General features: G+C 60.5%; 18 protein-coding genes. 5 read left to right on the top strand and 13 right to left on the bottom strand.

Annotated features, from left to right (window positions below):
• Window positions 1-143 precede the first annotated feature (143 nt).
• From ACZ25R_RS20965 to mepA, 3 genes are all read right to left on the bottom strand, one after another.
• Window positions 144-1,172, bottom strand: coding sequence for a glucokinase (locus ACZ25R_RS20965; RefSeq protein ID WP_105734066.1), 1,029 nt, complete (start codon window positions 1,170-1,172; stop codon window positions 144-146).
• 44 nt (window positions 1,173-1,216) lie between these two features.
• The gene (locus ACZ25R_RS20960; protein WP_223614019.1) at window positions 1,217-1,609 is read right to left on the bottom strand and encodes a methylglyoxal synthase; all 393 of its coding nucleotides are present in this window, start codon (window positions 1,607-1,609) and stop codon (window positions 1,217-1,219) included.
• A 154-nt stretch (window positions 1,610-1,763) separates the two neighbouring features.
• Window positions 1,764-2,753 carry a penicillin-insensitive murein endopeptidase gene (mepA, locus tag ACZ25R_RS20955; protein WP_472462533.1) on the bottom strand — a complete coding sequence of 330 codons (990 nt, stop codon included), beginning with the start codon at window positions 2,751-2,753 and terminating at the stop codon, window positions 1,764-1,766.
• 157 nt (window positions 2,754-2,910) lie between these two features.
• Between mepA and ACZ25R_RS20950 the strand changes: the two genes are divergently transcribed.
• Window positions 2,911-3,951 carry a zinc-dependent alcohol dehydrogenase family protein gene (locus ACZ25R_RS20950; RefSeq protein ID WP_472462092.1) on the top strand — a complete coding sequence of 347 codons (1,041 nt, stop codon included), beginning with the start codon at window positions 2,911-2,913 and terminating at the stop codon, window positions 3,949-3,951.
• Here ACZ25R_RS20950 and ACZ25R_RS20945 read toward each other — a convergent pair.
• The 3 genes from ACZ25R_RS20945 to ACZ25R_RS20935 are packed head-to-tail and all read right to left on the bottom strand — an operon-like array spanning window position 3,948 to window position 6,687.
• Window positions 3,948-4,817, bottom strand: a complete 870-nt coding sequence (locus ACZ25R_RS20945; protein WP_464663151.1) for an SDR family oxidoreductase — start codon at window positions 4,815-4,817, stop codon at window positions 3,948-3,950. The genes ACZ25R_RS20950 and ACZ25R_RS20945 overlap by 4 nt on opposite strands.
• Window positions 4,817-5,995: a tRNA epoxyqueuosine(34) reductase QueG gene (gene queG, locus ACZ25R_RS20940; RefSeq protein ID WP_472462091.1), complete on the bottom strand. Its 1,179-nt coding sequence runs from the start codon at window positions 5,993-5,995 to the stop codon at window positions 4,817-4,819. The genes ACZ25R_RS20945 and queG overlap by 1 nt, the downstream gene beginning before the upstream one ends.
• Window positions 5,995-6,687: a glutathione S-transferase family protein gene (locus tag ACZ25R_RS20935; RefSeq protein WP_223614022.1), complete on the bottom strand. Its 693-nt coding sequence runs from the start codon at window positions 6,685-6,687 to the stop codon at window positions 5,995-5,997. The genes queG and ACZ25R_RS20935 overlap by 1 nt, the downstream gene beginning before the upstream one ends.
• A 161-nt stretch (window positions 6,688-6,848) precedes the next feature.
• On the opposite strand from ACZ25R_RS20935, the gene ACZ25R_RS20930 reads away from it, so the two are divergent.
• Window positions 6,849-7,655: an undecaprenyl-diphosphate phosphatase gene (locus tag ACZ25R_RS20930; protein WP_223614023.1), complete on the top strand. Its 807-nt coding sequence runs from the start codon at window positions 6,849-6,851 to the stop codon at window positions 7,653-7,655.
• Window positions 7,656-7,712: 57 nt separating this feature from the next.
• Here ACZ25R_RS20930 and ACZ25R_RS20925 read toward each other — a convergent pair whose 3' ends face one another.
• From ACZ25R_RS20925 to ACZ25R_RS20910, 4 genes are all read right to left on the bottom strand, one after another.
• Window positions 7,713-8,681, bottom strand: a complete 969-nt coding sequence (locus tag ACZ25R_RS20925) for a complex I NDUFA9 subunit family protein (RefSeq protein WP_472462090.1) — start codon at window positions 8,679-8,681, stop codon at window positions 7,713-7,715.
• 135 nt (window positions 8,682-8,816) lie between these two features.
• The gene (locus tag ACZ25R_RS20920) at window positions 8,817-10,085 is read right to left on the bottom strand and encodes a D-tagatose-bisphosphate aldolase, class II, non-catalytic subunit (protein WP_472462089.1); all 1,269 of its coding nucleotides are present in this window, start codon (window positions 10,083-10,085) and stop codon (window positions 8,817-8,819) included.
• 1 nt (window position 10,086) lies between these two features.
• On the bottom strand, window positions 10,087-11,073 hold the full coding sequence (locus tag ACZ25R_RS20915; protein WP_472462088.1) for a tagatose kinase: 987 nt from the start codon (window positions 11,071-11,073) through the stop codon (window positions 10,087-10,089).
• A gap of 113 nt (window positions 11,074-11,186) precedes the next feature.
• Window positions 11,187-12,233: a LacI family DNA-binding transcriptional regulator gene (locus tag ACZ25R_RS20910; RefSeq protein WP_472462087.1), complete on the bottom strand. Its 1,047-nt coding sequence runs from the start codon at window positions 12,231-12,233 to the stop codon at window positions 11,187-11,189.
• A gap of 433 nt (window positions 12,234-12,666) precedes the next feature.
• On the opposite strand from ACZ25R_RS20910, the gene ACZ25R_RS20905 reads away from it, so the two are divergent.
• The 3 genes from ACZ25R_RS20905 (at window position 12,667) to ACZ25R_RS20895 (ending at window position 15,702) form a co-directional block, all read left to right on the top strand.
• Window positions 12,667-13,950 carry an ABC transporter substrate-binding protein gene (locus ACZ25R_RS20905; RefSeq protein ID WP_472462532.1) on the top strand — a complete coding sequence of 428 codons (1,284 nt, stop codon included), beginning with the start codon at window positions 12,667-12,669 and terminating at the stop codon, window positions 13,948-13,950.
• Between the two features lie 80 nt (window positions 13,951-14,030).
• Complete coding sequence (locus tag ACZ25R_RS20900) at window positions 14,031-15,029, top strand: zinc-dependent alcohol dehydrogenase family protein (RefSeq protein ID WP_472462086.1); 999 nt, start codon at window positions 14,031-14,033, stop codon at window positions 15,027-15,029.
• A gap of 85 nt (window positions 15,030-15,114) precedes the next feature.
• Window positions 15,115-15,702 (top strand): hypothetical protein, encoded by a 588-nt coding sequence (locus tag ACZ25R_RS20895; protein ID WP_346306129.1) that lies wholly within the window; start codon window positions 15,115-15,117, stop codon window positions 15,700-15,702.
• A 70-nt stretch (window positions 15,703-15,772) separates the two neighbouring features.
• On the opposite strand, the gene rpsA is transcribed toward ACZ25R_RS20895, so the two are convergent.
• The 3 genes from rpsA to ACZ25R_RS20880 all read right to left on the bottom strand — a co-directional run bounded on the left by rpsA (window position 15,773) and on the right by ACZ25R_RS20880 (window position 18,998).
• A complete protein-coding gene (rpsA, locus tag ACZ25R_RS20890) occupies window positions 15,773-17,473 on the bottom strand; it encodes a 30S ribosomal protein S1 (RefSeq protein ID WP_091879198.1) in 1,701 nt (566 codons plus the stop codon).
• 126 nt (window positions 17,474-17,599) lie between these two features.
• Window positions 17,600-18,256, bottom strand: a complete 657-nt coding sequence (gene cmk / locus ACZ25R_RS20885) for a (d)CMP kinase (protein ID WP_464663154.1) — start codon at window positions 18,254-18,256, stop codon at window positions 17,600-17,602.
• A 385-nt stretch (window positions 18,257-18,641) separates the two neighbouring features.
• Window positions 18,642-18,998: a hypothetical protein gene (locus tag ACZ25R_RS20880; RefSeq protein WP_472462085.1), complete on the bottom strand. Its 357-nt coding sequence runs from the start codon at window positions 18,996-18,998 to the stop codon at window positions 18,642-18,644.
• Window positions 18,999-19,003 lie beyond the last annotated feature (5 nt).

Genomic DNA, 19,003 nt, shown 5'->3' with positions numbered 1-19,003 from the left:
ATCAAGCGTTCAGGCAACGGTTTCGAGTGGTCGCGCCCTTCTTCAAGCTGACCCTATAACCTTATTGATCCGCCTTGCCTATCGGTTTTGGCCATCGTCGTGAACGGACAGGGCAGGTGTTGCCCTTCTGTCTCCGCGAAAGTCTAATCCTTGCGCCAGCGGCGGCCCTCGGTTGCCACGCCGAAGCGGGTCGGCGTGCGCGAGAAGGCGGACAGCCCGCTGAGTGCCGCAAGCGGATGCGTGATGATATAGACCGGCGTCTCGGTCAGGATCTGACGATGCGGTGCCTTGTCTTCGAAGGCTTCACGGAAAGACGGGTGTTTCAGCGGCTCCACGATTTTCTGGACGATGCCGCCCGCGAGATAGACACCGCCGCGCGCCATGAAGGTCAGCGCAAAGTCACCGGCAAGACGGCCGAGATAGGTGACGAACAGCGACAGGGTTTCCTTTGCCTCGGCGGATTCGCCGGAAAGGCCGGCCGCGGTGATGTCGGCAGGGCTCTGCAGCGTGGCCGGCGTTCCGGCAACCTTGCAGATCGCGCGGTAAATGTTCTGCAGGCCGCGGCCGCACAACAGCTGTTCGCCGGAAATGCGCCCCTCGATGTGTTCGATGTGCGGGAAGAGCTCGAGATCGCGCGCCGTGCGCGGGCCGATGTCCACATGGCCGCCTTCACCCGGTACGGGAACCCAGCTGTTGCGCGAGCGCACCATGCCGGCAACGCCAAGGCCGGTGCCGGGTCCGAGGACAGCACGGCTGCCATGCGGGTCTCCGGCGCCGCCGCCGAGTTTTTCCAGATGCTTGGGTTCCAGCGAGACGACGGCCAGCGCCTGCGCCTCGAAATCGTTGAGCACGGTGATGTCGGAAAGGCCTAGCGTTTCCATCATCTGGCGCGGCTTGACCACCCAGGCACAGTTGGTCAGGTCGATCTCGTCGCCCTCCACCGGCCCGGCAATGGCCAGGACCGCGGAGCGCGGCTGGATCGATGTATGGTCGAGGATGGCGTTCTGAATGGCCTCGTCGATGGTCTCGAAATCAGCCGTCTGGATGATGGGGAACTCTTTCGGTTCCGCATAGGCATCGACAAGAATGGCGAAACGCGCATTGGTGCCACCGATATCTCCAACCAGGATTGGAAATTTCATGATGCAATCGGTGTCTGCAGAAGTAACCATAAATTCCGTCCCCAATCTCAATCGTGCTGCGTCATGCTTAACCGTCAATCGGCGCGCAGCAAACCCTTCTTTTGTACAAGAACCTCGGCGGTTGCCCGGTTCAAGGCCATAGGAATGTCATAGACGATGCCGAGCCGCATCAGCGCCTTCACGTCCACGTCGTGCGGCATGGGCGACAGCGGGTCGACAAAGAAAATCAGACCATCGATCAGGCCTTCGGCAATGAGCGCACCGATCTGCTGGTCACCGCCGAGCGGGCCGCTTTTGACCCGCGTGATCTGCAGCGACGGGCAGGCCTCCATGATCAGTCCGCCGGTGGTTCCGGTGGCGACGATGGTGCAGGGCGCGAGCAGGCTCTCATAGGCGCGCGCGAACGCCACCATGTCATCCTTTTTCTGGTCATGGGCGATCAGTGCGAGGCGAAAAGGCTGCTGCATCAAGAACTGCTCTGGTCTTAGTCTTAAATCGATTGAAACCCTATACTCAATTCGTGCCCGCCTGAAAAGACCGCAGACAAAAAAGACCTGAACCGGTGCTGCCTTGCCACTATCGCCGCCCGGCCTACATGCCGGGCGGCGGCGGTTCGGATATCTATTTCGTCTTGATCCGCTGCTTGGGCAGGGGCACGGCCGATGGCTGGTCCGGCACGACCGCCGGGACATCGCTGCCCGCTGCGGCCTTTGCCCCGAGCCCATAGGTGACCTGATCCACCGATTGCGGTCCCGGCGCATCCAGGATCTGCGCGCAGGCCTTCGGCAAGTCCGACAACATCATGATCTTGGGCTTGACCGGCTTCTCCGGTTCGGGGGCCTTGCGCCATGGTTCGTCGGTGAACCACCAGGCCAGCGATTTGTCACAACCGTCGGATGTGCCGATCGGCTCCTGCGGCTTGCAGTTGGGCGAGCCGGGCTGACATTTGATGCGGACATGGAAGTGATAGAAGTGTCCCCAATAGGGGCGGATCTTGGCCATCCAGCTGCGATCGCCCTGCACGGTCTCGCAGAGTTTTTTCTTGATGCCCGGATGAACGAAGATGCGTTCCACCTCGTCATAGCTCGCGGCCCGTTTCAAAAGCGCCGCATGGGCGGGCGTCCATCTGTCCGGGTCGACATAGAGCGTGTCGCCCTTCAGCATGGACCTCGCTTCCACCTTTTCGCGCTGGTCGTTGGTGAAGCGGTAATTGGGCATGGGTGTGAGCCAGATATCCGCATCGAGACCGACCTGATGCGAGGCGTGGCCTGTCAGCATCGGGCCGCCGCGCGGCTGCGAGATGTCGCCGACCAGCAGACCCGGCCAGCCGTCCTTGGCGGCGGCGTCATGCGACAGCCGCTCCAGCAGGGCGATCATGCGGGGATGCCCCCAATTGCGGTTGCGCGACAGGCGCATGACCTGCCAGGTCGGGCCGTTGACCGGCAGCGCCACGCCGCCTGCAAGGCAGCCCTTGGCATAAAATCCCGTCGATTGCGCGGTGCCGAGCGTCGGCAGCCTGACCGCGCCGAAGAGCTGTTTGGCCGGACCGTCCTCGGCAAAAGCGGTCGTCGCTGCGGAAAAAGACAGGAGCGCCGTTAGTGCAAGACGCATCAGGGTTCTTGATTTCATGACCACTGTCCACCAAACGAGAGGCAATTCCCGCAAATTTGCGGCGGGAATCCGGGCTTTATGATGGCCAGATTCGCGCGAAAGTCGCAATATGGCAACGAGGTGTGTGCCTCGACCTGATTCGAATGGAAGCCATGTCATGAAAGCAGTCGTCTTCGAGCAATTTGGCCAAGCCCCGTCAATCCGTACGGTGGCCGATCCGGTCCCGGCCTCGACGGGCGTTGTCGTCAAGGTCGAAGCAACGGGATTGTGCCGCAGCGACTGGCATGGCTGGATGGGTCACGATCCCGATATCCAGTTGCCGCACGTGCCCGGCCATGAACTTGCCGGAACGGTTCAGGCTCTCGGCAGCCATGTCACCCAGTGGAAGATCGGCGACCGGGTCACCGTACCGTTTGTCGGCGGATGCGGCCATTGTTTCGAGTGCAACTCCGGCAATCATCAGGTGTGCGAACATCAGTTCCAGCCAGGCTTCACCGCCTGGGGTTCCTTTGCCGAATATGTCGCGGTGGATTTTGCCGATACCAATCTGGTCGGTCTGCCCGATACGCTGGATTTCGCCACGGCGGCGAGCCTCGGCTGCCGGTTCGTGACCTCATTCCGGGCGGTGGTCGATCAGGCTAGGGTGAAGCCCGGCGAATGGGTGGCTATCCACGGTTGCGGCGGTGTCGGCCTGTCGGCGATCATGATCGCGACGGCCATGGGCGCCAATGTGATCGCGGTCGACCTGACCGCGGAAAAGCTTGCCTTCGCCCGGGAACTGGGCGCCGTCGCCACGGTGAACGGGTCGCAGCAGCGGGATATCGTCGGGGCCGTCAAGGAGATCACCAAGGGTGGAGCCCACGTCTCCATCGATGCGCTTGGCCATCCCTCGACCTGTTTCAATTCCATCGCCAATCTGCGCCGCCGCGGCCGCCACGTGCAGGTCGGCCTGATGCTGGGCGATCACGCCCGCGCGCCGATCCCGATGGACAAGGTCATCGCCTATGAGCTGGAAATCCTTGGCAGCCATGGCATGCAGGCCTTTCGCTACAAGGCACTGATGGACATGCTGGAGCAGGGAAAACTTGCCCCGCAAAAGCTGATCGGCAAGCGGATCGCCCTCGATGAAGCGCCGGCGGCCCTGATGGCGATGGACCGGTTCGAGGGAACCGGCATCAGTGTTGTGACGCGGTTTTAGCGCCAGCTTCCGTCGCGCCACATCATCGAAAAAGCCGTTCCATAGTCGGGATAGCGGAAGGCGAAACCCAGTTTCTTGATGCGTGCATTGGAGACGCGCTTGTTCTCACCGTAGAAGGAGCGCGCCATGGGGGTCAGTTCCGCGGTCTCGAAATGGGTTTCGGCCGGCGGTTCGATGCCCATCAGCTCGGCGGCATAGGCGACCACATCCTGTGGCGGTGCGGGTTCGTCGTCGGTGATGTTGAACACGCCGCCCTCGTTGCGCTCGGCGAGAAAGCGCAGGGCCCTGGCGATATCGTCCACATGAATGCGGTTGAACACCTGTCCCGTCTTGTTGAGGCGGCGCGCCGTGCCATTGGCAAGATTGACGAACGCATTGCGTCCCGGCCCGTAAATGCCGCCGAGCCGCAGGATCGCCAGCGGCACCTTGTGTTCATCGGCCAGTTTCTGCCAGTCATTTTCGGCATCGACCCGTTCGACGGAGCGCGCCGACACCGGATGGCACGGCGTGGTTTCATCGACCCAGGCACCGCCATAATCGCCATAGACGCCGACGGTGGAGAGATAGCCGATCCATTGGAGTTTCGGCATGCCGGAGCGGATCGTCTCGCCGAACTGCGCATGAACGGGATCGCCGGTCTGCCCCGGCGACGTCGAAATGACAATGTGGGTCACCTGTTCCAGGGCGCCGACGATTTCCTGCGATGCATGGGTGCCCTGAAACAGGAATGGCGTGATGCCATCCTGTTTGAGTGCTGCGAATTTGTCGTTGTCGCGTGTCGTCCCGCCGATGAAATCCGTTGTGCCGGCCATGATCCGGGCAAAAGCCCGGGCGGAATAACCGGCCCCGAAGAGAAAAATCCGCATCATTGTTTCTTTCCTGCATTGCGCCATTCGGTTAGTACGCTGGCATCGCCTTCCTGCACAGCATAGCGTATTTGCAGCGTAGCAAAATGCGCCGTATCGACAAGCTCTCCGAGCGCCCAGACGGCGGCACCGCGCACGATGGGCGCGGGATCGTCGAGATGCCGCTCGACCAGCGCAACCAGATCGGGTTGTCCGGAATTGCCGCTGGCGATGAGCACGTTGCGCAGGAAGCGGTCCCGGCCGATGCGCTTGACCGGCGAGCCGGAGAAGAGCGTGCGGAACGCGGCGTCATCAAGCGCGAGGAAGGTTGCCAGGTCCGGGGCTTTCAGATCGTCGCGCGCCTGCAGCCTGGCTTCCCGCGCCATCCCGGCAAATTTGTTCCACGGGCAGACCGCGAGGCAATCGTCGCAGCCATAGATGCGGTTGCCCATGGCCTTGCGGAATTCCGGTGCAATGGGCTCCTTGTGCTCGATGGTCAGATACGAAATGCAGCGCCGGGCGTCGAGCTGATACGGCGCCGGAAAGGCATTGGTCGGGCAGATGTCGAGACAGGCATGACAGGTGCCGCAATGATCGGTTTCGCGTCCGTCCGGCTCGAGTTCCGCGGTGGTGAAGATCGTGCCCAGGAACAGCCAGGAACCATGGCTGCGGCTGACGAGATTGGTGTGTTTGCCCTGCCAGCCCAGACCGGCCGCCTCGGCAAGCGGCTTTTCCATCACCGGTGCCGTGTCGACGAACACCTTGACGTTTTCGCCGGCGGCCCGCGAAGCAAACCGGCTGGCGACGCCCTTCAGCTTGCCCTTGATGATATCGTGATAGTCACGGTTCTGCGCATAGACGGAGATGGCCGCCTTGTCCTTCCGGGCGAGGATGTCCAGGGGATTGCTGTCCGGGCCGTAGTTCATCGCCAGCACGATGATCGAGCGCACATCGGGCCACAGCGTCCGGGGGTCGGCGCGGCGCTCGGCGGTTTCCGCCATCCAGGCCATGCTGGCGTGGCGGCCTTTTTCCAGATAGTGGCGCAAGCGCTCTTCGGCGAGCGGAATGGCATCCGGCCGTGTAATCGCGACAAGGTCGAAGCCTGCGGCCCGCGCCTCCTCAATGATGAATTGCTTCAGCCGCTGCGGCTGCGCCTTTGGCCCTGAACGTGTCGCGGCTTTTGCATCCGCGGGCAGCATCAGAAATCCAGATCGCCGTAATGCGATGATGGCGGCAGGCCGCGCACGCGGTCGGACAGCAACGGGCGGAAGGACGGGCGCGATTTCATGCGCGTGTACCAGTCCCGGGCGGCCTTGTATTCCGACCACTTGATTTCGCCGAGATAGTCGAGAATGGAAATCGACGCGGCCGCGGCCATGTCGGCATAGCTCGGGGTTGGGCCAGCCAGCCAGTTGCGCGTCGCGGTCAGCCAGTCGATATATTTCATGTGCTGGGTGATATTGGCGCGGGCGGCCCGGATGGCGGTGGAATCCGGTGCGCCGCCGCCCTGTTCGGCGGTCATGTGCAGCTTGAAAATGCGCTCGCGCGCCATGTGCCGCGTCACTTCGTTTTCGAACTTGATCAGAAACCAGTCGACGAGACGGCGCACTTCGGCGCGGTTGAGCGAATCCTCGGGAAACAGGCGGCGGCTGCGCTTCAGCGCGCCGCGCGTCTCATCGATATATTCGGAAATCACCGTGGCGCCGGCAACGGGAACATCGCCTTCCGCCAGCAGCACAGGCAGCGTCCCGGCAGGGTTGAGCGCCAGAAACTCCTTGCGTCTCGACCAGCTGTTTTCCTCGATCAGCTCAACTTCAATATCGTATTCGTTGAGGATAAGCCGGGCATAGCGCGAACCGGTGGACATCGGATGATGGAAAAGCGTCAACATGGCAGGTGTTTCATAAATCTTTCGAACTGGCATTTTATCGGGGGGCAGCGTATTGCTCGGCCGCCCTTGAGTCTATGCGAACCTATAGGCGCAACTGCGGCGTGAGACAAGCAAACAGCATGTGATCATCCTGACCGGGATCACCATCGGAAGTCATAATCATGGAATCGCAGACAATTGTCGAAGCCCTTTTTCTCGGATTGCTGGAAGGGTTAACAGAGTTTATACCGGTCTCCTCCACAGGGCATCTGCTGCTGGCCGGACGCTTCCTCGGCTTTGAATCAAACGGCAAGACATTCGAGGTTCTGATCCAGCTTGGCGCGATCCTGGCCATTCTCACTGTCTATTTCGGCCGCCTGCTGAAAATTGCCCGGGACCTTCCCGGCGATGCGGGCACCCGGCGTTTCGTCGCCGGCATTCTCGTCGCGTTCCTGCCGGCCGTCGTCATCGGCGTGCTGGCGCATGGGTTCATCAAGGCGGTGCTGTTTGAATCGCCGATGCTGATCTGCATCATGCTGATTGTCGGCGGAATCATTCTGCTCTGGGTGGACCGGCTGGACCTGAAGCCGCGCTACACCAATGTGATGGACTATCCGTTGTCGCTGTGCCTGAAGATCGGTTTCATCCAGTGTCTCGCCATGATCCCCGGAACATCGCGTTCCGGCTCGACCATCGTCGGTGCGCTCCTGCTCGGCGCAGACAAGCGCTCGGCGGCCGAGTTCTCGTTCTTTCTGGCGATGCCGACCATGGCGGGCGCCTTTGCCTATGATCTCTTCAAGAACCGCGATGTGCTGACGCTCAACGATGCATCGTTGATCGCCATCGGCTTTGTCGCAGCCTTCATATCGGGCGTCTTCGTCGTGCGGTATCTTCTGGACTATGTCTCGCGGCACGGTTTTGCATTGTTTGCCTACTGGCGGGTGATCGTCGGTACGGTCGGCCTGATCGCGCTTATCCTGGCGAAGTAGGAAGACAAAAAACCCCGGTCGAAGCCGGGGTTTTTGTTTGGAACTGTACCGCCGGAATCAGGCGGGTTTCTGGCTCGAATACTGCCCCTGCGCACGGAAGCGCCAGAGATAGGACGGCAGGATCGTCTCGATTGTCTGCGGCTGGATGCCGAGGCCTTCCAGCGTGCGATTTTCCCTCTTTGCCGCTTCGGACACAACGGAGTCCTTCTGCAGCAGCAGTACCTGATCCTTGGTCAGAAGCGGTTTCGGCAGAAGGCCGAGAACAGAGCCCTGAAGCTTGGCAACCCACCATGGAATGGAGAGCAGGATGCGCTTGCGTCCGATGATACGCAGGGTTTCCCGCAGGCACTGGCGGAATGTCAGCACTTCGGCACCGCCGAGTTCATAGACCTGTCCGGCATTGAGCGCGCCATCGACGGAGCGGGCAAACACCTCTGCGAGATCGCCGACATAAACCGGCTGGAACCGGGTCTTGCCGCCACCGATCAGCGGCAGGAAGGGCGAGATGCGGGCCATGCCGGCAAAGCGGTTGAAGAAATCATCTTCCGGTCCGAACACGATGGACGGGCGGATGATCACCGCATCGGGCAATGTCTCGCGCACGGCCGCTTCGGCGCGGCCCTTGGTGCTGGCATAAAGCGAGGACGAGTGCGCATCGGCACCGAGCGCGGACATGTGGGTCAGCGGAACGCCGGCAGCGCGCGCAGCCTCGGCCACGGCGCGGGCGCCGAATTCATGCACGGTGCTGAAGCGCTGGGCACCGCTTTCATAGGCAATCCCGACGAGATTGATGACGTGATCGGACCCGGCAACGGCACGGTCGATCGACCAGCGGTAACGCAGATTGGCCTGAACGGCCTGGATCTGGCCGACGCCGCCGAGGGGTTGCAGATGGAAAGCAAGGTCGGGCCGGCGCACGGCGACGCGAACACGATAGCCGCGCTTGGTCAGGGCCCGCACGACGTGACGACCGACAAAACCCGAACCCCCGAAAATCGTGACAAGTTTTGGCTTCGTGATTGTCATCTGGCACTCCTATGGAAATCGTCCAATATTCCCCTGCTGTTTAAAGCCTTTTGCCGCGAAGGCAAAGGGTGGATCGACAGCAGGTCTCGCGGCGCGTTGCCGCGCTTGGCCGGACGAGATTGTGCCGGGCGCCCGTTACCAGCCGCAGGCAGCGGAATAATCCGCAAGCACCCGGTCGACGGCGGCGATCAGGATGGCTTCCGGATTGCTGTGGTCCGCAGGATGAACGGCAAGATCGGGCAAAAACTGCCGCAGCAGGGTTTCGGGAATGTCACGCCCGGCCAGAGCCGCCATGAGCGCATTGACGGCCTGCATGGCTTCCGGCTCGGTCCAGTAATAGCGGATGCGGTCGCTGTAGCTGTAGTGGCGCTGAACATGCAGGGCATCGTCCGCTCCGTGGTAATGCGACGCCCAATGCCCCGGCTTTTCCAGCATGAGGCGTTCCATCGCGCGAGCGAGCGGGCGTTCGCCATAGGATGTGTCCAGTTCCGACGCGATCAGATCGAGCCCGTAGAGTGCTTCGCGCAGTGCAAAGGTCAGGCCGGGGCCGACTTTGAGAATCGGAAACCCGTCGCGCACGAGCGCCGAAAGCGACTGCACGGTCTGGTAGTCGGTGGAATGGGCTTCGAACACGAATTGCGGTTCATGCGCCAGCAGTTTCGTCAGCGCCACGGCCTGATCCGGCCCGTATTCGACGACATTCTCATTGCCGAACTCGACGCCGGGCTGCACGACAATACCGATGACACGGTCGAAGGCAGCCTGAAGTCCTTCGCTGGCAAAGCGTGCGCGGTGCACTGTAATGGTGTGGCGTGCCGCATCCGGGCTGGTGGGCGTGACCTCGGTGAGTTCATGGTCCGCGCCGCCCGGAACCGGTACTTCCGTGCCGATGATGTAATTGGGCAGAGCAAAGCCGCTTGCCGCTGCCGCCTGCTCGGCGGCCTTGGCGAGCCGCGCGGCGCGCTGGGCCGTCACCTCGTCATCGAGGGCAGGCGGCTCCCCGGCGCAGCCCATGCTGGCGTCCAGATGGATCTTGGTGAAGCCGGCCTGGATATAGTCGATGACCATGGCTTCCGCGTTCGCCATGGCCTCTTCCGCAGGCAGCTTGCGCCATGGATTGGGGCCGAGATGATCGCCGCCGAAAATGAGATTGTTGCGGTCAAAGCCTTCTTCGCGGGCAATCGCTTCGACGAAGACGACGAAGTCGACCGGCGTCATGCCGGTATAGCCGCCATATTGGTTGACCTGGTTGCACGTTGCCTCGATGAGGACGATCTGTCCGTGCTTTTTGCCGCGCCGCAGGGCCGCCCTGATGACAAGGGGATGGGCGGAGCAGACGGATGTGATACCGGCATTGTCACCATTGCGGTGCGCCGTGGCCAACTGGGCGAGGGACTTGAACATCTTACTTCCTTGGTGTCGCAGCGATGAACTGGTCGAGTTCCGGGAAGGTCGATGTGCCTTCCATGGGGCCGCGGCGGGTCACGTTGCGGGCGCCGGCGGCATTGGCATAATCGAGCGCCTGCGCCGCTGCATGACCGAGACGGCGGCAGGTGAGATAGGTGGCGCCGAAGCAGTCGCCGGCACCGGTCGGGTCGATTTCATCAACGAGGAATGCCGGGCGGCTGACACTGCCCGCCTTGGTGTACAGCGCCGAGCCATGCTGGCCGCGCTTCACCACGATTTCCGCAATGCCGGAGGCGAGGAGCTCTTTGATCGCTTCGTCTTCGGTGGCGGCCGGGCAGGCCACGAAAAGCTCGTCGCCCGATGGCAGGAGCAGGTCGCTCGCCGCCACGAGAGCCTTGAACTGGTGTCCGGTCTCGTCACCGGCGGCCAGTTCCTTGCGCATGTTGGGATCGAGCGAGAGCGTGCCGCCGCGCTGCTTGATCTCCCGGAGGGCATAGTCGATGATCGGCCAAACCGCCGGGATCGACAGGGCGGATCCCATGACATGCAAATGACCGGCGCGCGCAATCAGGGCCCTGGCGCTGTCGTTCAGGTCGATGTTGCCTGCGGCGCTGCGGGCGATGTTGTAGACGAAATCGCGCGTGCCATCACCGGCATAGCGGACAAAGGCGCTGCCCGTGGGATAGTCAGGGCTGACGGCGATGGCCGAGACGTCGGCACCGTCCCGGCGCAGCCGTTCGACGTTAAGGCGCCCGAAATCGTCATTGCCGACCGTGGCAATGATACCGGCCTGTCCGCCGAGTTTGGCCACCTGGTCGACAAAGATAGCCGGCGCACCACTTGGAAAAGGTCCGACCAGCGGCTGGGCATCGAGAAATCCCTTGCCGATCGTGGTGGCCATGATCTCGACGAGGATTTCGCCAACGGTGATGGTCGGGCCAAGGCTCTCCGGGGCCAGGGAGGAGGGGGTCACGTCAACCGTCATGTCGCTGTCTGCCTGTTGTCTCGCGCTTGAATCGTCAATACGCTCGGCACAAACAGATAAGCTCTATTATTTCCGTGTCAACAAATAAATCTTTACGCGCGACAAGTTTTGCCTCAGGCTGACATGCGCAGCATGATCTCGGCGTTCAGCAATATCCGTTCATTGGCAGGCAATTCGAATTTCGAGTCCTGGTGCTCGCCGAGCTTGTGGAACAGCAGGGCCGCCGCCAGCCTGCCGATCTCGTTGTAGTTCTGGGCGACCGTCGTCAGGGGCGGGCACATGTAGCGTGACAGGGGCTGATCGTCATGGCCGGCAACGCGTAGGTCGCAGTCCTCGCCGCGCCCGACCTTCACGCCGGCCTGGAAGGCGGCGGCAATCACGCCGAAAGCCACACGGTCATTGGCGCAGAGCACGGTTCTGGTGGGAAAGCCGCCATCGCGCAGGATCTGGGTCGTGGCATCGAACGCGGATTTCTCGAAATCCCAGTCGGCGGCCTGTTCCACTTCGATGACGCGCGGCTCAAGCTTCAGGCTGTCCATCGCTTCGCAATAGGCCTCGCGCCGTTCAAATGCGTTGCTGTTGACCGGCGGCATGCCGAAATAGCAGGGCGCATCGCCGGAACGGGTGAGATAATCGACAATAAGCTGGAAACTCTGCCGGTTGTTGGTGCCGACGAAGGGCGAAACCGTATCCAGGGGTGAGTCCACATAGATCATGGGAATGGACTCGCCCAGTTTCAGCAGTTTTTCCTGGTGCGACTGTACGCCGAGCGGCGCGATGATCGACCCGGCGACATTCATCGACTTGAAGGTTTCGATGGCGCGCTCTTCCAGTTCCGGCTTGCCGTCGGAGCTGAGAACGAAGGCGAGATAACCCGCCTGTTCGGCGATGCCTTCGATCCGGCGGGTCAGGGCCGTGTAGAACGGATCGGTTGAATTCGGGATGATGATGCCGAGAATATTGGTGCGGCGGCGATTGAGATTGACCGCGAAAATATTCGGGCGGAAGCCGGACTGCTTGACCGCGGCCTCGATGATGTCGCGGGTCTTCTTGCGCACGGAGCTGGGGTCGTTGAAGTATTTCGACACGGTGGGCCGCGACAGGCCGACAAACGCGGAAAAGTCTTCCATTGTTCTGATCGTCTTTTTCACCGCGTGCATTCCCTTTTCACGACCGATTCGCCTGTTTTAGGAGACATCGCCGTGCTTGTGAAGAAAATGTCGTGAGACAATTTCATCGGTCTTTCCGTTTGCATGCCCGGCACCCGCAACCCGCGAGGCCAATTAAAAATTTACAGAGCCGATCACATGCGTCAAGTTTTTGATTGAACCACAACAATTCTGGATCATGTCAAACTTTCGCTCCTGTAACGTACGGCACCCGGCAATGTTCCCTGCCGGCGATAGTGGAAGCACGCCGGCCATGGGGAAGGTCACTGCTTCGGCAGAAATCCGCCCTGCAGATTCTTGTATACAGACCTGCGAATATTTTGGTATGACTTATTTTAAGTTTACGTGCGTAAAGTTCGTAGACTTAACCTTGGAGGAGGAGAGAATGAGCGTTACCTTGAGGAGGGCAACGCACCTGCTGTTCATGACCGCCGCCACCGGCGCTCTTGCCAGCACTGCGTCTGCAGAAGAATTGACCATCGCGACCGTCAACAATGCCGATATGATCGTGATGCAGAAATTGTCGCCCGAATGGGAGAAGGCGACAGGCAACAAGCTCAACTGGGTGGTCCTGGAAGAAAACGTGCTGCGTCAGCGTGTGACCACCGATATTGCCACCAAAAGCGGCCAGTTCGATATCCTGACCATCGGCGGCTACGAGGAGCCGATCTGGGGCAAGTCCGGATGGCTGGCATCGGTGGATGACCTCGGCGACGATTATGATTACGCCGACCTGCTCGATCCGATCAAAAAGGGCCTGACGGTCGACGGCAAGCTCTATGCGGTCCCGTTCTATACGGAAAGCTCGTTCACGCTCTACCGCAAGGATCTCTTCGATGCGGCGGGCCTGACCATGCCGGATCAGCCCACCTATGACCAGATCAAGCAGTTTGCCGCCAAGCTGACCGACACGTCGAAAGAGCAGTATGGCATCTGCCTACGCGGCAAGGCCGGGTGGGGCGAGAACATGGCGTTCCTCGGAACCATGATCAACACCTATGGCGGGCGCTGGTTCGACATGGACTGGAAACCGCAGATCAACTCGGCGCCGTGGAAAGAGGCCATCGCGACCTATGTGGACCTGATGAAGAAGTACGGCCCGCCCGGTGCGACCTCGAACGGCTTCAATGAAAACCAGGCGCTGTTTGCCACCGGCCACTGCGCCATGTGGATCGATGCGACATCGGCGGCCGGCCGTGTTTTCGATCCCAAGCAAAGCAAGGTGGCGGACAAGGTGGCGTTCACGCGGGCACCCGTTCAGGTGACATCCAACGGCGCCGGCTGGTCCTGGGCCTGGACTCTGGCCATTCCCGCCACGTCGAAGAAAGTGGATGCGGCAAAATCCTTCCTGAAATGGGCGACGTCGAAGGCGTACGTCAAGCGGGTTGCCGCCAGTGAAGGCTGGGTTGCGGTTCCGCCGGGAACACGCAAATCCACCTATGACAATCCGGACTATCAGAAGGCCGCGCCGTTTGCCGCAACGGTCCTGAAATCCATCATGGCGGCCGACCCGACAAAGCCGACGAAAGATCCTGTGCCCTATACCGGCGTGCAGTTCGTGGCCATTCCCGAATTCCAGGCGTTCGGTACGACGGTTGGCCAGCTGATATCGTCGGCACTGGCGGGCACGCAAACCGTCGACCAGGCGCTGGATTCCGGGCAGCGGCAGGTCGAGCAGATCATGACCCGCGCCGGCTACATCAAATAGCCTCTTGCCGTGGCCCGCATGGGATGTGCGGGCCACGGCACACTGCAAGCCAGCGCTCCCTGCAACAGGATGGATTTGCCATGAAAGCCATTCAATTCACTGGCCTCGGCATTGCCGGTCTGGCCGATCTTGATGAACCGGAACTTGCGCCCGGCCATGCGCTGGTCCGGCTGATGGCATCCGGTCTGTGCCATACGGATATCGACGTGCTGCATGGGCGATACGGCAACGGCGCCTTTCCGCTTGTTCCCGGCCACGAATATGCCGGTATCGTCGAGATGGTCGCGGACGATGTCACGGATGTGCGTCCCGGCGACCGTGTGGCCATCGATCCCAACATTCCCTGCGGCACCTGCCGGTCCTGCCGCAAGGGATTGACCAATCTGTGCGACCGTCTTGAAGCCTATGGCGTCTCGCGCAACGGCGGCTTCGCGCAGTACAGTACGGTCAACACCGCGCACCTGCATGGCATCGGCCATCTGCCTTTTCACATCGCAGCGCTTGCCGAACCGCTGGCCTGCGTGCTCAACGGGCTCGGCAATGCTCATGCCGTACGTGCCAGAAACGCCCTTGTCTTCGGCGCGGGCCCGATCGGCTTGCTGATGGCCCTGTCGCTGCAAGCGGAAGGCGTTGAGGATGTCAGCGTTGCCGACATCAATGAGGATCGGTTGAGCTTTGCCCAATCGCTCGGCCTCAAGCCGATGGTATCCGGCTCGGCTGCGCTGGGGAAACAGGCGAAGGCGTTTGATTTTGTCGCCGATGCGACGGGTATCGCCAGGGTGGTGGAAGAGATGATCGCCTACACGGCCGATGGCGGAACGGCGCTGGTTTTCGGGGTCAGCGCGCCGGACGCACGCATTCAGATCGCCCCGTTCGAAATTTTCCGCCGCCAGATCAGTCTCGTCGGCTCCCATTCGCTCAACCGCAATATTCCCGATGCCTTGGCCATATTGCAGCGCGACAACGGAACCATGGCAAGGCTTGTCTCCCATCGCCTGCCGCTGGATGACATTCTTCCCTATCTCGCGAAAGGCGCAGCAACGCCGCAGACCATGAAAGTACAATTCTCAGCTGAATAAATCTTCCCGAGGTTTGCTTCGGGTTAAGACTTGGGTAGCATAACCCCGGACCAGTCAGAATCGGTCAATTGAGGGGGAGCATACAATGGACGGCAATATTCCGAGCCCGGAAGTCTTTACCCATGTGCGTGTGATCATCGGTATCATTTTGGGTCTGAGTATTTCCCGGCTGCTCACCGGCGTCGCCCGCATCATTCAGCATCCGCTGCGCAAGAATATTTATCCGATTCATCTTGGCTGGGTATTCTTCACCTTTCTGACCGTGGTGCATTTCTGGTGGTTTGAATTTTACCTGCACCAGACTTTGGTGTGGAAGTTCGAGGCCTACCTCTTCGTCATTTTTTACGCCAGCCTGCACTTTCTGGCCTGCGGTATGCTTTTTCCCGACAGCATGGACGGGTATTCCGGCTACGAAAACTACTTCATGTCGCGGCGTGCCTGGTTCTTCGGCCTGTTGATGGCGATCTTCCTGGTCGATTTCGCCGACACGGCGATGAAGGGCCGGGAGCATTTTCATTCGCTCGGGCCTGTCTATCCCCTGCGCAATCTTTTCCTGATCAGTGTCTGCGGTGCCGCTGCCTATCTGCGCGAGCAGAGGATGCAGTGGCTGTTCCTCAGTCTGGCGCTTGTCTGTCAGCTCGTCTTCATCCTGATCCAGTTCGACACGATCTGAAAACGGCAAAGAAAAACCCGCCGGTCCTGGGACCGGCGGGTTTCGTTTCAGTCAGAACGTCAGGAGAAGCTTAGTTCTTTTCCTGCTTCTTCAGAGCGGCACCGAGGATGTCGCCCAGCGAAGCGCCGGAGTCGGACGAACCGTACTGTGCAACGGCTTCCTTCTCTTCAGCGATTTCCAGCGCCTTGATGGAGACCTGCAGCTTGCGGGTCTTCTTGTCGAAGGCGATGACGCGGGCGTCGACCTTCTGGCCAACCGTGAAGCGTTCCGGACGCTGTTCGTCACGATCGCGGGAAAGATCCGCACGACGGATGAACGAGTCGAGATCGTGGTCAACCAGACGGACTTCGAGGCCGCCATCGGTGATCCCCGTGACTTCAACGGTTACGACGGCGTTCTTGCGCAGTTCACCCGAGGTTGCTGCTTCACCGACCTTGTCGCCTGTGAGCTGCTTGATGCCGAGCGAGATGCGTTCCTTCTCGACGTCAACATCGAGAACCTGCGCCTTGACGACGTCACCCTTGTTGTACTCTTCGATGACCTGTTCGCCCGGACGGTTCCAGTCGAGGTCGGAGAGGTGAACCATGCCGTCCACATCGCCGTCGAGGCCAATGAACAGGCCGAATTCGGTCTTGTTCTTGACTTCGCCTTCGACGATCGTGCCGACAGGGAACTTATCTGCGAAGGTCGTCCATGGGTTGTCGAGGGTCTGCTTGAGGCCCAGCGAGATGCGGCGCTTGACCGGATCCACTTCGAGAACAACGACTTCGACTTCCTGCGTGGTCGAGAGCAGCTTGCCCGGATGCACGTTCTTCTTTGTCCAGGACATTTCGGAAACGTGGATAAGGCCTTCGATGCCTGGCTCGATTTCGACGAATGCACCGTAGTCGGTGATGTTCGTAACCGTACCGGTGATCTTTTTGCCGATCGGGTACTTCGCACCGATACCATCCCAAGGATCGCTTTCGAGCTGCTTCATGCCGAGCGAAATACGATGTGTTTCCTGGTTGATGCGGATGATCTGAACCTTGACCGTCTGGCCGATGTTCAGGATTTCCGACGGATGGTTGACGCGGCGCCATGCCATGTCGGTCACGTGCAGCAGACCATCGATGCCGCCGAGGTCAACGAACGCACCGTAATCGGTGATGTTCTTGACGACGCCTTCAACGACCTGACCTTCTTCAAGGTTCTGGACGATTTCAGAGCGCTGTTCTGCACGGCTCTCTTCAAGAACGGTACGACGCGAAACAACGATGTTGCCGCGACGCTTGTCCATCTTGAGGATTTCGAAGGGCTGCGGGTTGTGCATCAGCGGGGTAACGTCGCGGATCGGACGGATGTCGACCTGCGAACGCGGCAGGAAGGCGACGGCGCCGTCGAGATCGACGGTGAAACCACCCTTGACCTGATTGAAGATGACACCATCGACGCGCTCGCCGCGGTTGAACTTCTCTTCAAGACGGACCCAGCTCTCTTCGCGGCGTGCTTTTTCACGCGACAGAACAGCTTCGCCGAGGGCGTTTTCGATACGCTCGACGTAGACTTCAACGATATCGCCAGGCTTCAGCGAGCCGTCTTTGGCTTTCGCGCCGAATTCCTTGAGCGGTACGCGGCCTTCAACCTTGAGGCCGGCGTCAATGATCGCCATGTCTTTTTCGATGGCGACGATACGGCCCTTGACGACATAACCTTCAGCAAGGTCATTGGTGGCAAAGGACTCGGCGAGAAGAGCTTCGAAATCTTCGCGCGTTGGATTGGCTTGAGACATAAATACTCCTGGTGTGTCCGGACATCGTCATCGGACACAGCACCGGTGGTTCGTGTTGCGGTTCATCTGCGAGCCAATCCGCCCTATGCGGGCAATCCGGTGCATGGACTGGTAGCAGATGCTGGCTTAATGCCTGTTTCCCACCAAAGCCTGATCAATCAGTTTTTTGGCAGCAAGAAACGCGGTCTCTATATCCATTTCCGTCGTATCTAGCAAGTGCGCGTCGGCAGCGGGCTTCAATGGCGAGTCCGTGCGGCCCATATCGCGGGCGTCGCGGCGGGTAAGATCCGCCAGAATCTCCTCATACTGGACGGCCGCACCCGAGGATTTGATTTCGTCAAACCGCCGCTTCGCCCGTGCTTGCGGGGAGGCGGTGATGTAAAGTTTGACCGGCGCGTCCGGGCAGACCACCGTTCCGATGTCGCGCCCGTCAAGGACCGTGCCGGGGGAGCGCTGGGCAAACGCCTGCTGGGCGGCAACCAGCGCCCGCCGGACCGCGGGCATGACGGCAACCTTGGAAGCCGCTTCGCCCACATCATGCGTGGACAGGGCTGCCCGGTCGAGTTTGGACAGATCGATGCCGCGTGCCGCCTTTTCCGCCAGAAATTCGTCGTCGAGCGCCATGTTCTGGTCGAGCAGCGCCTTGGCAACCGCGCGGTATGTCAGCCCGGTATCAAGATGATGATAGCCGTAATAATCGGCGATCCGCCGGGCCAGCGTGCCTTTGCCCGATGCAGCCGGTCCGTCGATGGCAATGGTGAAAGACGGCGCCGGCGCGTGGATATCGTCCTTTTCATCGCGGTCAAACAGCCAGTTGCCAAGGGCGAACAGCAGATAGGCCGCGGCAAGGACGAGCGTGATCAGCGGCGTGATGCCGATCGTGACGAACGCGAACCCGCCGACCGTGGTCGCCAGTGCGGAAAGCCATGCCGGCAGATAGGCGGACATGTTCTGCAGCAGCGCATCGATGGCGAATATCAGGGCAAACTGGAAGACAAACAGCCAGAACAGCAGGGCGAAGAGCCCGAAGCGAATTTTCAGCGCAAACCGTTCAATGGCGTAGGCAACGCCAACAATGACCAGGGAGGTGAGCAGGAAAAACATCAGGCACTCCCTGCCTGCAGGGGAGCCGTTGTCAACGCAGTCTGCAAATGGACAGCAGGTTCGATCATCGCTCTCTGTTTCTTGCCTTTGCGCCCATGAGGAAGCCTATGCCATAACCGACGATTGATCCGAACGCGGGCGGCAGAAGCAGAAACTGATAGGGCATCCAATCGCTTGTTCCCGCAGTCTCAGGCACGGAAAAATCCGGCCGGGAACCATCGGAGACATTCCACGCATAGAGGAAGATCAGGAGCAAAGGAAGAACGACCCGCATGATCGAACTCAAAATGCCGGGCCATGGCTGCGATGATCCACTGGAAATTGTGCCGCGATAGGCGCTTCGTCCCGCCCAGACGACGAACGGAACGCTCGACATCATATAAAGGGCGTAAACCGTCAGGGCGGAAAAAAGCGCGCTCATCGGTA

The organism is Phyllobacterium sp. RCAM01083, from assembly GCF_055685835.1.
Note: the sequence above shows the minus strand (reverse complement) of the source record. Positions and strands in the feature narration are given on the sequence as shown.